General features: G+C 45.3%; 11 protein-coding genes. 7 read left to right on the top strand and 4 right to left on the bottom strand.

Annotation, left to right across the window (positions count from 1 at the left end):
- Positions 1-29 precede the first annotated feature (29 nt).
- From acnD to OH455_RS11465, 5 genes are all read left to right on the top strand, one after another.
- Positions 30-2,621, top strand: a complete 2,592-nt coding sequence (gene acnD / locus OH455_RS11485) for a Fe/S-dependent 2-methylisocitrate dehydratase AcnD (protein WP_269981469.1) — start codon at positions 30-32, stop codon at positions 2,619-2,621.
- Positions 2,622-2,630: 9 nt separating this feature from the next.
- A complete protein-coding gene (gene prpF / locus OH455_RS11480) occupies positions 2,631-3,821 on the top strand; it encodes a 2-methylaconitate cis-trans isomerase PrpF (RefSeq protein WP_269981468.1) in 1,191 nt (396 codons plus the stop codon).
- A gap of 57 nt (positions 3,822-3,878) precedes the next feature.
- Positions 3,879-5,756: a propionyl-CoA synthetase gene (locus OH455_RS11475; protein WP_269981467.1), complete on the top strand. Its 1,878-nt coding sequence runs from the start codon at positions 3,879-3,881 to the stop codon at positions 5,754-5,756.
- 113 nt (positions 5,757-5,869) lie between these two features.
- Positions 5,870-6,346 carry a GNAT family N-acetyltransferase gene (locus OH455_RS11470; protein WP_269981466.1) on the top strand — a complete coding sequence of 159 codons (477 nt, stop codon included), beginning with the start codon at positions 5,870-5,872 and terminating at the stop codon, positions 6,344-6,346.
- A 15-nt stretch (positions 6,347-6,361) separates the two neighbouring features.
- On the top strand, positions 6,362-7,789 hold the full coding sequence (locus OH455_RS11465; protein ID WP_269981465.1) for a bifunctional NUDIX hydrolase/phosphatase PAP2 family protein: 1,428 nt from the start codon (positions 6,362-6,364) through the stop codon (positions 7,787-7,789).
- A gap of 28 nt (positions 7,790-7,817) precedes the next feature.
- Here OH455_RS11465 and OH455_RS11460 read toward each other — a convergent pair whose 3' ends face one another.
- Positions 7,818-8,627 (bottom strand): Cof-type HAD-IIB family hydrolase, encoded by an 810-nt coding sequence (locus OH455_RS11460; protein WP_269981464.1) that lies wholly within the window; start codon positions 8,625-8,627, stop codon positions 7,818-7,820.
- 176 nt (positions 8,628-8,803) lie between these two features.
- On the opposite strand from OH455_RS11460, the gene queE reads away from it, so the two are divergent.
- A complete protein-coding gene (gene queE, locus OH455_RS11455) occupies positions 8,804-9,454 on the top strand; it encodes a 7-carboxy-7-deazaguanine synthase QueE (protein ID WP_269981543.1) in 651 nt (216 codons plus the stop codon).
- Between the two features lie 10 nt (positions 9,455-9,464).
- Positions 9,465-10,160, top strand: a complete 696-nt coding sequence (gene queC / locus OH455_RS11450; RefSeq protein WP_269981463.1) for a 7-cyano-7-deazaguanine synthase QueC — start codon at positions 9,465-9,467, stop codon at positions 10,158-10,160.
- A 65-nt stretch (positions 10,161-10,225) separates the two neighbouring features.
- On the opposite strand, the gene OH455_RS11445 is transcribed toward queC, so the two are convergent.
- From OH455_RS11445 to OH455_RS11435, 3 genes are all read right to left on the bottom strand, one after another.
- Positions 10,226-10,579, bottom strand: coding sequence for a DUF2750 domain-containing protein (locus tag OH455_RS11445; protein WP_019278084.1), 354 nt, complete (start codon positions 10,577-10,579; stop codon positions 10,226-10,228).
- Positions 10,580-10,684: 105 nt separating this feature from the next.
- Entirely contained in the window at positions 10,685-11,293 is a 609-nt protein-coding gene (locus OH455_RS11440) for an OmpA family protein (RefSeq protein ID WP_269981462.1), read from the bottom strand.
- Between the two features lies 1 nt (position 11,294).
- Positions 11,295-12,599, bottom strand: coding sequence for a TolC family outer membrane protein (locus tag OH455_RS11435; protein ID WP_269981461.1), 1,305 nt, complete (start codon positions 12,597-12,599; stop codon positions 11,295-11,297).
- Positions 12,600-12,657: the final 58 nt, after the last annotated feature.

Genomic DNA, 12,657 nt, shown 5'->3' with positions numbered 1-12,657 from the left:
CCGAATATTATCTGAATGGAAGCAATGATATGAGTAGTACAGTGAATTCAAAATATCGTAAGCCGCTTCCGGGATCTGATCTTGATTTTTTCGATGCCCGAGAAGCAGTCAATGATATTACGCCAGGAGCTTATGAGACTCTCCCTTACACATCGCGTGTTCTTGCCGAGCAATTAGTGCGACGATGTGATCCTGAGTCTTTAACAGCCTCTCTTAAACAACTAATTGATCACAAACGCGATTTAGACTTTCCTTGGTACCCAGCACGCGTAGTGTGTCACGATATATTGGGACAAACGGCTTTGGTGGACTTAGCCGGTTTACGTGATGCAATTGCAGATCAAGGAGGCGACCCTGCTAAAGTGAACCCTGTGGTGGAGACCCAGCTGATCGTCGATCATTCTCTAGCGGTGGAGCATGCGGGTTTTGAATCTGATGCGTTCGAGAAAAATCGAGCGATCGAAGAGCGTCGGAATGAAGACCGTTTTCACTTTATCGAGTGGTGTAAAACGGCCTTCGAAAACGTCAGCGTTATTCCTGCAGGTAACGGCATTATGCACCAGATTAATCTGGAAAAAATGTCACCTGTGGTGCAAGCCAAACAAGGTATTGCTTATCCGGACACCTGTGTCGGAACTGACAGTCATACCCCGCATGTGGACGCGTTAGGTGTTATTGCTATTGGTGTGGGTGGGCTTGAAGCGGAAACAGTAATGTTAGGTCGACCATCAATGATGCGCCTACCAGATATTGTGGGTGTTAAGCTCACGGGCAAACGCCAACCTGGTATTACGGCAACGGATATCGTTCTGGCTATCACTGAGTTCTTACGCAATGAGCGCGTTGTCTCAGCGTACCTTGAGTTCTTCGGTGAGGGTGCCAGAGACCTGACAATTGGTGACCGCGCAACCATCTCAAACATGACGCCTGAATACGGTGCAACAGCAGGCATGTTCTATATTGATGAACAAACGCTTACCTACCTAAAATTGACGGGGCGAGATGACCAACAAGTTGAACTGGTTGAGAACTACGCCAAGCAAACAGGCCTTTGGGCTGATGACTTAGATTCAGCGCAATACGAACGAGTGCTCGAATTTGATTTGTCTGCGGTGACACGCAATATGGCCGGCCCTTCGAATCCACATCGCCGCTTACCAACGTCAGAGCTAGCTTCACAAGGTATTGCAGGCCAGTGGCAAGAGAGTGAAGGTCAATTGCCCGATGGTGCGGTAATTATTGCAGCGATCACCTCCTGTACTAACACCAGTAACCCAAGAAACGTTGTCGCCGCAGGATTAGTTGCTAAGAAAGCCAACCAATTGGGCCTTGTACGTAAGCCATGGGTGAAGTCGTCTTTCGCTCCGGGTTCAAAAGTCGCGAAGTTGTATCTTGAAGAAGCAGGTTTGCTTGAAGAGATGGAAAAACTCGGCTTTGGTATCGTCGCGTATGCATGCACGACATGTAACGGGATGAGTGGTGCGTTAGACCCAGAGATTCAGCAAGAAATCATTGAACGAGATTTGTATTCGACGGCGGTACTTTCTGGTAACCGCAACTTCGACGGGCGTATCCATCCTTACGCGAAACAAGCATTTTTAGCGTCACCGCCTTTGGTTGTCGCTTATGCGTTGGCAGGAACGATTCGCTTCGATATCGAGCGAGATGCGTTGGGTACAGACTTTGAGGGCAAGCCTATTTACCTTAATGACCTTTGGCCAACTGACGAAGAAATTGATGCGGTAGTGGGTAAGTACGTTAGACCTGAGCAGTTTAATCAAGTTTATATTCAGATGTTTAAACTCGATGATGAACAAAGCAGCAGTAATCCTTTATACGATTGGCGGCCGCAAAGTACATACATTCGCAGACCTCCTTATTGGGAAGGCGCATTGGCGGGCGAGAGAACACTGTCTTCAATGAGGCCGCTAGCAATATTGGGTGACAACATTACAACCGACCATTTGTCTCCCTCTAACGCCATTCTTGCGTCCAGCGCTGCAGGTGAGTATTTAGCGAAAATGGGAGTTCCTGAAGAAGACTTCAACTCCTACGCAACTCACCGTGGAGACCACCTTACAGCGCAGCGTGCGACCTTTGCAAATCCTAAGTTATTTAACGAAATGGTTAGAGACGAAGGCGAAGTTGTTCAAGGTTCTCTGGCTCGTATTGAGCCTGACGGAAAAATCACGCGTATGTGGGAAGCTATCGAAACCTATATGAACCGAAAACAGCCCCTCATTGTCGTTGCAGGAGCAGATTATGGTCAGGGGTCATCTCGTGATTGGGCGGCAAAAGGCGTTCGCTTGGCAGGCGTCGAAGCTATCGTTGCCGAAGGTTTTGAGCGTATCCACCGAACCAATCTTGTTGGGATGGGCGTACTTCCTTTGCAATTTAAAGAAGGTGTCAACCGTCAATCATTAATGCTTGATGGCACCGAGCTTTATGATGTGATTGGTGAGATTAAGCCGGGTATAGACCTTGCTTTAGTTGTCACACGCCAAAATGGTGAAAAGCTGGACGTGCCGGTTACGTGTCGACTCGATACCGCCGACGAAGTATCGGTTTACAACGCAGGCGGCGTATTACAGCGTTTCGCCCAAGACTTTCTGGCTCAGTAAGGAGTGATTATGAATGACATTAGACCGAGTCAGATAAAAGTCGCCGCGACCTATATGCGAGGAGGTACGAGTAAAGGTGTTTTCTTTAATCTTTCTGATTTACCTGAAGAGGCACAAAAACCGGGAAAGGCTCGAGATGCGTTGCTGCTTAGAGTTATTGGTAGCCCAGACCCCTATGCTAAACAAATCGATGGTATGGGAGGGGCATCTTCGAGTACAAGCAAAACTGTCATTGTTTCGCCGAGTAACCAACCAGAGCACGATGTGGATTACCTATTTGGGCAAGTCTCCATTGATAAGCCTTTTGTTGATTGGAGCGGAAATTGCGGAAACCTATCGGCTGCGGTTGGCCCGTTTGCAATTCATGCTGGGTTAATTCCTGCAGAGCGTATACCGGAAAATGGTGTGGTTGCTGTGAGAGTGTGGCAGGCCAATATCGGAAAAACGATCGTCATCCACGTGCCTATCCGTAATGGACTTGTTCAGGAAACTGGAGATTTTGAGCTAGACGGAGTGACTTTTCCTGCGGCTGAAATTCAAGTCGACTTCATGCACCCTGCTGCGGGCGACGGAAGTATGTTCCCAACGGGCAATTTAGTCGACGATCTTGAAGTGCCTGAGGTTGGAACATTTAATGCGACTCTAATTAATGCTGGTATTCCAACGATTTTTATTGATGCCGATGCCCTTGATTACTCTGGCACCGAACTTCAACAAGATATCAATAGTGATGAGTTGGCATTAGCACGATTTGAAAAAATACGAGCTTACGGCGCACTAAAAATGGGGCTTATCGATAAGGTCGAAGAAGCGGAGTCTCGCCAACATACCCCTAAGGTTGCTTTTGTTAGCAAAGCGAAGAGCTATCTAGCCTCAAGCGGAAAACCGGTTGATGAAAACGACGTAGATCTGCTGGTTAGAGCGTTATCTATGGGCCAGTTGCATCATGCAATGATGGGGACAGCTGCAGTCGCTATTGCTTCAGCTTCATGTGTGCCAGGGACACTGGTCAACTTGGCTGCTGGAGGCGGGGAGAAGCATTCAGTGACCTTTGGGCATCCGTCAGGAACGCTAAAAGTAGGCGCGCGGGCTGCTCATTCAAACCAAGGCTGGGTGGTAGAAAAAGCCGCAATGAGCCGAAGCGCTCGTATTTTGATGGAGGGCTTTGTGCGTGTTCCCTCCAATGTCTTTGAAGAATAAAACTCGTCGGTAACAAACCCGATGTAAGTAATGTCAGGACATACTGGAGGAAGCATTATGTCTGCATATCAGAAAGAATACCTTTGGGCACAGAAAAATCCACAGCAGTTTTGGAAAGTTCAAGCTGAACAATTGGACTGGTTTGAGCAACCTAAGACTATTTTGCAAATGGATGAGAACGGTATTGAGCGTTGGTTCCCTGATGGTGTGCTTAACACTTGTTGGCTTGCACTCGATTACCATTGTGAACAAGGAAGAGGGGAGACAGCAGCTCTGATCTATGACTCTCCTGTCACCAATAACAAGCAAAAGTACACATACAAAGAGCTCAGGGATCAGGTCGCTAAGATCGCTGGGATGCTAGCAGAACAAGGGGTTGAAAAAGGTGATCGGGTTGTGATTTACATGCCAATGATTCCAGAAGCTGCAATGGCGATGCTGGCATGTGCACGATTAGGGGCTATTCACTCTGTTGTATTCGGAGGCTTTGCCCCCAATGAGCTTGCAGTACGAATAGAAGACGCTGAGCCAAAAGTTATTATGACAGCGTCTTGTGGTATCGAGATTAATAAAGTGATTCCATATAAACCTATGGTTGATAAAGCCGTAATGGATAGCCGTTGGAAACCAGAAAAGGTTTTGGTTTTACAACGCTCACAATGTAAAGCAGATTTAAATCAGGCGCGAGATGTAGATTGGATAAAGGCTTGCAACAACGCTTTACCCCATGCGTGCGTACCAGTTCTGGCTACTGACCCCCTCTACATTCTTTACACCTCAGGAACAACCGGAAAACCGAAAGGAGTAGTGCGTGACAACGGAGGCCACGCTGTCGCGATGAAGTACTCAATGAGTGCAGTTTATGATGTTCCTCAGGATGGTGTTTATTGGGCGGCTTCTGATGTGGGTTGGGTAGTAGGGCATTCTTATATTGTCTATGCGCCGCTCATTCATGGTTGCACAACAATTTTGTTTGAAGGAAAGCCTGTTAGGACACCCAACCCAGGCGCCTTTTGGCGCGTATGTGAAGAGTACAAAGTCGATGTGCTTTTCTCTGCGCCAACGGCTTTTCGCGCAATAAAGAAAGAAGACCCCGATGGGAAGCTTATCAAGCAATTTGATCTTTCTAGTTTAAAAGCGCTCTTTATGGCGGGGGAGCGCTTGGATCCGCCAACGCTAGAGTGGGTCGAAACTAAAACACAAAAACCTGTGATTGATCATTGGTGGCAAACGGAGACTGGCTGGCCTATTGCAGGCAATCCGACAGGTCTTGAGCTATTGCCAGTGAAAGCAGGTTCGGCGACGAAACCCATTCCCGGTTATCAAGTAGAGATTCTTGATGAGTTGGGAGAGTCGGTCGCACCGAACAAGCAAGGCTTTGTCGCTCTGAAACGACCGCTGCCACCAGGTTGTTTACCTACCGTGTGGCGTAACCATGACCGCTTCGAATCGGGGTATTTAAGTCAGTTTTCTGGGTATTATGTGTCTGGTGATGGTGGTTATCTTGATGATGAAGGTTACTTGTTTATCATGGGGCGTATCGATGATGTGATCAATGTCGCCGGACATCGATTGTCGACCGGCGAAATGGAAGAAATTGTCGGTGGTCATCCTGCTATCGCAGAATGTGCGGTTGTTGGTGTGCATGATGACTTAAAAGGTCAGCTACCATTAGGCTTTGTGGTACTAAAAGACGGCGTCAAAGTCGATGACTTGCAACTTGAAGGTGAACTTGTGGGTAAGGTACGAGATGAAATCGGTGCCGTCGCTTGCTTTAAACACGCGCTGGTTGTTGAACGTTTACCAAAAACTCGTTCCGGCAAAATTCTACGTAAGACTATTCGACAAATCGCCGACGGCGAAAACTATACCATTCCTTCCACCATTGATGACCCCTCAAGCTTAGAAGAAATTCAGAAAGCGCTCGACTCATAGTTGAGATGGCGTTCCATAATTATTAAATCGCCCCTTTTGAAAGGGGCTTTTTAGTTGATAATTTTTTATGTTCGACTCACACTGTCGCTTTATTTGTGGCGCGAAAATAAAGTATGCAAGAAGTGAAAATTAGAGCAGCCCAACCACAAGATTTGGAACAGCTCAATGATCTGATGTTCAGACTACACGATGAGCACCATAACCAATGTTCAGAGCACTTTAAACCTGCTGATGAAATTGAGCAGGAAAAGAGTATTGGTCGATATTTAGATGACCCTGAATGTATCGTACTCGTCGCTCATTATAAACAACGGATTGTCGGGTTCATATCTGGTCATTTCTGTGAGCTGACTTCTAGTGTGAGTAGACCTGTGCAAATGGGAAGTATCGATGAACTTTATGTATTGCCTGAGTGTCGTAAGTCAGGGATCGCAAAACAATTATGTGAGTTGATCGAGCAACGCTTTGACGACTGTGGCGTCAAGCAGGTATTTGTTGAAGTGTGGCATTTTAACAGCATTGCCTTAGATTTTTATAAAGAATTCGGTTTCGAACATCATATCCATTGGCTCCGCAAGCCAGTGGATTAAATCAAGAAGTAATAAATGGCCATTTTTAAGCAGTTGGAACGAGTGTTTTTGTTTTTTTCACTCTCATTTTTTTCGTCTCTATTATTAGCAGAACAAAAACAACCTGAAATCGAAGGAGCAGCTTGTGTCATTCGTGCGGACGACAAACTAGTGCTCGTTAATGAAATCTTGACGGGTAAGTCATGGCTACCAGCAGGCAATGTCAAACAAGGTGAAAAGCCAGGTTTGGCAGCGCAAAGAGAAACTTGGGAAGAAACTGGACTGGTTGTTTCAATCAATAAAGTGTTAGGACAGAGAAACAACACTATCTATTACGATTGTATTTCGGATTCGGAGATCCTTGCTTTCCATATTGATGACTCATTTGACGCACACCAGATGCCAATATGGTTTGCACCGCATTATGGCGTTGAAATTGCGTCAGCAATGCTAATCCCACCTGAGATGATCAATGCGCACGAATATCGATTCCCAGAACAACTTAAACGGATTGCAGGATACTTTGAACAAGCAACGCCTCAATCAGTCCGATATGTCGATAACTTGGTCGAATCTGCACCGACATTGCATCAAATGGAATTGGCTTGGTTAAATGAGTTCCGTTTGTTACTAGATAAGTTACCAATCCGTGCTGAAGCTATTGTTGAAGAGCTATTTAAGTTAAGCCTTCAACTCAATCATCCGCTCATGTTGCTGGTTCTCTTTCCTTATCTTTATTGGCGATTTGGGCGAGATTTTAGCTATAAAGTGTTTTTCGCTGTAACCATTACTTCACTGGTTGTTTTACTAGCGAAACAAGGGTTTCAGCTTCCACCGCCACAGGTTTATCTTGCGAGCAGTGTTTTGCCACAATTCTCAGGTTATAGTTTGCCGAGCTTACCATTTGCTATTTGGATGTGTGTTATTACCCTACTAATCAATAAAATGAGGGAAAACAGGCCAGATTATCTAGTAGGTGTGGGTGTGAGTTTGATTACTTGGCTGGCTATTTCCAGTTTTTACACTGGTACGCACTTTATTGTCGACATGGTGAGTGGGTTGCTGATTGGCGGTTTGTGTGCATGGCATCTGATTCGGTTAGACAATAAACCTGATGTAGAGGTGATGCCTTTGATACATTCCAAAGTAACGTGGTTGGGGTTGATTGCTGCTGGGCTAGTCATGGTCTTCGTGTGGCCGATTCCCGTATTTGGTGTTTGGTTAGGTATTATGATTGCGGCATTAGGAGTGATTTACACAACCGACGAACGTGAAAAGAAAATTACATCAGAGCTTCTTATTCCAATCACCCTATCCATGGTCGCGGTATTTTGGTTGTTCGAATACAGTGAAATATTGGTTTCCAGAAGCAGTGTTTTGTCATTTGGTTTGGATGTCGTTCGTTATCCAGTACTTATGGCTCTGTTTGTGGTGGGCGTTAGGAAATTCGCAAAAGCTGCCTAATGGCAGCTTTTAGCATTAACGTTTCAGTTCACTGATTGAGTATGTATTTTTCGATGACTAATGCGACACCGTCATCATCATTGCTGGTGGTAATGTGATCGGCGATGGCTTTAGTTTGTTCCATGGCATTTTCCATTGCCACTCCCAGCCCCGCATAGCGAATCATGTGATGATCATTCTCCGCGTCTCCCATGCAAATAACTTGGCCAGCATGAATACCGAGGTAGTCTGCAATCGCTTTAACACCGACGCCTTTGTTACTCTCAAGGTTGAGAAACTCTAGGAAGAACGGGGCACTTTGCACAATGGTGAATTCCTGATGGAGTAAATCTGGAATGGCTTTCGCAGCTAGCGTCAGTTTTGATGGTTCACCGACGATCATGGCTTTGATGATAGGGTGGTCATCCTCTAATAATTCGAACGCCATTTGCGTAATCGGTACTTGGTTAATGTCAGATTCCAAGGTAGTAAACTCGTTATTTTCAGGTGTAATTAAGCCGTACTTAGTACTAAATGCATGACAGTACAATCCTAGCTCTTTAGCAAGCTTCGCCACTTGCTTCGCACGCCGACCATCGATGAAGGCTTGGTGAATGACTTTTCCAGAGCCAATTTCTTTAACAGTACTTCCATTGTAAAAAACAACAAACTCATCGTTTCCTTCAATGCCGAGCTCTGTCAGTTTCTCTTGCATGCCTGCGAGTGGACGGCCTGAAGCAAGAACGACTTTTACTCCCTGAGCGCGCGCTTTTTCTATGGCGTTTTTTGTTCTTTCTGAAATGGATTTGTCGCTAGTTAGCAAGGTGCCATCCATATCCAAAGCAATTAGCTTGTACATATACTTACCTAAAACTTTTTAAAGTTATCACTAAAGAAAGAAGCAGATTAAATGAGTGAATCGCAATGATCAATTTCTGATTTAGTTGACCTTCGCAGTGCAGTCATTTATGGTCTCGTTCCTGCAAAATATTGAAGATGAGTTAGGCTGAGACAAAGTTGTACAAAATAAACGAAATGTTCGAAACCATTCAGGGTGAAGGCGTATTTACCGGCGTTCCTTCAGTGTTTGTTCGCCTACAGATATGTCCGGTAGGATGTGCTTGGTGTGATACTAAACAAACCTGGGATGCGACACCTCAAGACGAACGCCCGTTAGCGGAAGTGCTCGCGAAAACGGAAGACTCACCAACATGGTGTAGTGTGTCTGGAGATGACATTATCGAGCAGTATCGTCAACAAGGCTATCAGGCTAAGCATATTGTGATTACTGGCGGTGAACCATGCATTTACGACTTGCGTCCTCTCACAGAAGCATTCGAAGCGCTTGGATATTCTTGTCAAATTGAAACCAGTGGTACATCACCAGTTTTTGCGAGTGAAAACACTTGGGTGACAGTGTCACCAAAGGTGGCAATGAAAGGTAAACTGCCAGTTCTGGATTGTGCTTTGCTCCGAGCCAATGAGATTAAACACCCAGTGGCGACCGATAAAGACATTGAGCAACTCGATGCTTTGATTGAGCGAGCAGGCGTGCCTGAAAGCACGACTATTGCCCTACAGCCGATCAGCCAGAAACCACGCGCCACTCAGCTATGTATTGATACTTGTATTGCGCGTAACTGGAGACTCTCTATCCAGACACACAAGTATCTAAGTATTGCGTAAGGGAAACGAAATGAAAAAAGCAGTTGTAGTATTTAGTGGTGGTCAAGATTCCACTACATGTCTCGTGCAGGCACTTAAGAATTTTGATGAAGTCCACGCGATCACTTTCGATTATGGTCAGCGTCATAAACTAGAAATTGAAGTGGCTCAAGCCCTTGCAAAAGAGCTCGGTGTTAAAGCGCACAAAGTGATGGATGTGGGCTTGCTGAACGAGCTTGCTATTAGTTCATTGACTCGTGATGACATATCGGTCTCACATGAGCTGCAGGAAAATGGCTTACCTAACTCTTTCGTCCCTGGCCGTAATATTCTTTTTCTGACCTTAGCGGGTATTTACGCCTATCAAATTGGTGCTCAAACTGTGATTACTGGCGTGTGTGAGACGGACTTCTCAGGTTATCCTGATTGCCGCAATGACTTCGTTAAAGCGATGAACAGTGCGTTGGTTCAAGGTATGGATCGTAATCTAGATATTGTTACGCCGCTGATGTGGCTAAATAAGGCGGAAACTTGGGCTCTGGCTGACCAATACGATTCACTGCAGTTGGTGAGAGAAAAAACACTGACGTGTTACAACGGCATCATCGGTGATGGCTGTGGAGATTGCCCCGCGTGTGATTTAAGAAAAGCGGGTTTAAATGATTATATCGACAACCGAGACGCTGTTATGGCCTCGTTAGTCAGTAAGCAAAATAGTGAAGTGTAGGGCCTTTCTAAGATAGCTAGTACAAAAACGCCCTCAAATGAGGGCGTTGTTCTAATCAGGAGTGATTAATCCAGATACATTTTCGCAAGCTCAGATGGCTCAAGCTCTTTGCCTTCTAGCTGTGCATTCCAGTTTGTTCCAACTAAAACGCCATCTTCCGCTAGGGTTAGTAGCCAGTCTTCAACGAAGATATCTAGTGGAATTTCCAAAACCTCAAAATCTGACCATTCTTCCACGTTATGTGCTTGAGCGTCTTCCTTAGAAGACCAGAATGGCATGACTTCGCTGTTTTCAAATTCCGTAGAGTCGCAAGACAGCCAACCTTCTTCATTGCGAAGGCCCCAAACCAAGCTATTTGCTTTGGTTTCAGATACGAATAGCTCTAGGTTAGCTTGAATATCAGCAGTTAATTTGCTCATAGGATTTATCTCATAAGTAGAATCGCGCATAGATTACCACTGTTGCTATAAAAGCTGAATAAAAATGGGCACATTGAATGCCCATTTAAATCAATAGGAGGCCTGTTACTTCGCTTTTTTAGTAAAGATTGTCCACTCTTTCTTTACACTGCCTTGATGGCCGACGACGGTTGCCACGACTTTGCGGTTTTTCGCATGTGTGATTTCGTCATCTCCTATGTCAGAAAGATTAGTATCACCGAAGCCGACAATTCTTATCCTAGTATGGCTGACTCCATTATTGACTAGAGCGCTTTCAACTTCTTCCGCGCGACGTTGTGACAATGCCATGTTATGGTTGTGGCTACCCACTTTACTAGCATAGCCCTGCAGCTCGATCGACGTAGATGGGTAAATTTTTAGAAAATCGGCCATCTCGCGAATTTGAGTTAGGAATACAGGTTGGATATTACTGGAGTCATTCTCGAACAAAATATGAAGGTTCATTTCTTCTTCTGATTTAACATATGTCCCACATCCATCGTTATCGATATCGGCGCCCAATGGAGTATCAGGGCACAAATCTCGTGCGTTGATAACCCCGTCTTTGTCATCATCGAGCAAGTCAGCTACCTGATGTGGTACGGGAGTTTTTCGGTAGTCATAGATGTCATCAGCATGGGTTGCAGTAGACAATAGACAAGCAGCAGCAAGGGTGAAAAGTGATTTTTTCATATTAATACTCAACCGCCTTATTCCAATTCTCAGGGGTGTCGACACGCAATGCTGCTAGCAAACCGCCGGTAGCATTCATGACTCGATACTTTGCATACTGCTCTGCGTACTTAGCATCTAGGTAATCTTTCCTTGCCTCGAACAGCTCGTTCTCTGTGTTTAAAAGATCAAGAAGAGTTCGTTTGCCAAGTTTGTATTGCTTTTCATAGGCGACAACGGTTTCAGATGCTGAGTCAACCTGATCGGCAAGAAACTCTTTTTGTTGCAACGTGAGATCCAGTGCACTCCAAGATAGACGAAGTCCTTCTTCAAGGCTGCGGAATGTACGATCACGAAAATCTTTCGCTTTGTTGAGTTGGTATGCTGCACTCTCAGTTCGATCAGAATCTGAACCACCGTTGTACAAGTTGTAACGCATCCGAAGCATGGCGGAAGACTCGTTGCTATTACCGCGTATTCCCCCAGCATCATCACGCCAAATTTGGTTAGCTTCGATGGACAGGGTTGGGTAGTTTACCCCCTTAGTCTGGTCGTACTGAAAACGTGCTGAGTCGACGTCAGATTGAGCGACTTTAATCACTGGATGATTTTTAAAAGCAAAGTCCAGAGCTTCATCGACAGAAAACGGAATCGCATATTCATCGGCTCTTGGAAAAATCAAAGCTTGAGGTGATTGACCAACAATACGCGTGAATTGGGTATGAATGTCATAAAGGTTGTTTTGAGCAGCGAGTAGGTTACTGTGAGCTTTCGCAAGACGTGCTTCAACTTGAGAGAGATCCGCAGTCGAACCAATACCCGAGTCAACGCGTTTCTTTATATCGCTATAAATTTCTTTATGTACAGCCAGATTACTCTCAGAAAGGGCCAGCACCTCATAGGCTTTGGTTGCGTTGAGATATATGTCGGTAACTTCGAGTGCAATATCTTGTGAGTCTGCGAGCAACTGAAGCCTGACAGATTCAGCGTCGGCTGCTGTTCTATCCATATCATTGAGCGTTGCTGAACCATCCCAGATTAACTGGGTTAGACTCAGCGTAGCTTCTTTTCTGGTCAGTTCATCTTCTGTCCCAGAAGCTAAATCGACCTTTTCATAACCAATACCAGCATCTAAGTCGATGGAAGGCAGGTACGCACCTGATGATGCTTTCGCATCATAAAGCTTACTCATGTATTCGTTGTACGAAGCTTTGATGTCAGGGTTGTTTGTTATTGTATAAGCTACTGCTTGTTCTAGTGTTTGACTCTGCGCTGGAAAAGAGAGCATCGTAACAACACTCAACAACTTAATCCTATTCCAATTCACGATGGGGCTCCTTGGGTATCTCTGAACGAGAGATATTACTTAAACTTAAGGTCTCATT

It is taken from the genome of Vibrio sp. T11.5, assembly GCF_027587155.1.
GTDB lineage: Bacteria > Pseudomonadota > Gammaproteobacteria > Enterobacterales > Vibrionaceae > Vibrio > Vibrio neptunius.
This window is presented reverse-complemented; position numbering and strand designations above follow the sequence as displayed.

What these genes read in the sequence shown, in the direction of transcription:
- acnD (WP_269981469.1), top strand. Translation starts at nt 30, where the DNA reads ATGAGTAGTACAGTGAATTCAAAATATCGTAAGCCGCTTCCGGGATCT.
- queC (WP_269981463.1), top strand. Translation starts at nt 9,465, where the DNA reads ATGAAAAAAGCAGTTGTAGTATTTAGTGGTGGTCAAGATTCCACTACA.
- OH455_RS11445 (WP_019278084.1), bottom strand. Translation starts at nt 10,579, where the DNA reads ATGAGCAAATTAACTGCTGATATTCAAGCTAACCTAGAGCTATTCGTA.
- OH455_RS11460 (WP_269981464.1), bottom strand. Translation starts at nt 8,627, where the DNA reads ATGTACAAGCTAATTGCTTTGGATATGGATGGCACCTTGCTAACTAGC.
- OH455_RS11440 (WP_269981462.1), bottom strand. Translation starts at nt 11,293, where the DNA reads ATGAAAAAATCACTTTTCACCCTTGCTGCTGCTTGTCTATTGTCTACT.
- prpF (WP_269981468.1), top strand. Translation starts at nt 2,631, where the DNA reads ATGAATGACATTAGACCGAGTCAGATAAAAGTCGCCGCGACCTATATG.
- queE (WP_269981543.1), top strand. Translation starts at nt 8,804, where the DNA reads ATGTTCGAAACCATTCAGGGTGAAGGCGTATTTACCGGCGTTCCTTCA.
- OH455_RS11470 (WP_269981466.1), top strand. Translation starts at nt 5,870, where the DNA reads ATGCAAGAAGTGAAAATTAGAGCAGCCCAACCACAAGATTTGGAACAG.
- OH455_RS11475 (WP_269981467.1), top strand. Translation starts at nt 3,879, where the DNA reads ATGTCTGCATATCAGAAAGAATACCTTTGGGCACAGAAAAATCCACAG.
- OH455_RS11465 (WP_269981465.1), top strand. Translation starts at nt 6,362, where the DNA reads ATGGCCATTTTTAAGCAGTTGGAACGAGTGTTTTTGTTTTTTTCACTC.